This is a genomic window from Actinocrinis puniceicyclus (genome assembly GCF_018283645.1).
In the GTDB taxonomy this organism is placed as follows: domain Bacteria; phylum Actinomycetota; class Actinomycetes; order Streptomycetales; family Catenulisporaceae; genus Actinocrinis; species Actinocrinis puniceicyclus.
In genome coordinates, this window is the sequence record NZ_JAGSXH010000375.1 from 1 (window position 1) to 537 (window position 537).

A 537-nucleotide genomic window follows, 5' to 3' on the forward strand; every position below is an offset into this window, starting at 1 on the left:
TGGCAGCGGTTCGTCTCGGCCGGGTACAAGGTCGACTTCGTCGGGTCGCTGTTCAACGGCCCGTCCACGCTCGGCGATCACGACCACGAGGGCCACTCCGGCTGGCGTATCGACCAGATCGACGCGAACATCACCGGCTGGCTCAACACCTACCGGCCGCACAGCGTCCTGCTGCACATCGGCACCAACGACATCACGCAGAACTACAACCTGCCGGGCGCGCCGAGCCGTCTTTCCACCCTGATCGACCACATCACCGCCGCGGACCCGACCGCGGAGGTCTTCGTCGCGCAGATCATCCCGCTGGGGTACGCCAGCGGGGACGCCGCAGTCCAGACCTTCAACGCGGCGATCCCGGGCATCGTGCAGAGCAAGGTCAACGCCGGCAAGCACGTGCACCTGGTCAACATGCACAGCGCGCTGACGGCGTCCGACCTCGTCGACGGCGTCCACCCCAACGCCGGCGGCTACGACAAGATGGCCGCGGTGTGGTACTCGGCCCTGCTCTCCGTCCCCGGCAGCATCGGCAACGGCGGC

The 537-nt window shown here is 68.0% G+C and carries 1 protein-coding gene; it reads left to right on the plus strand.

What is annotated here, in order from left to right:
- On the plus strand, positions 1 to 537 hold a 537-nt coding region (locus tag KGA66_RS29360; RefSeq protein WP_246509014.1), incomplete at both ends, for an SGNH/GDSL hydrolase family protein.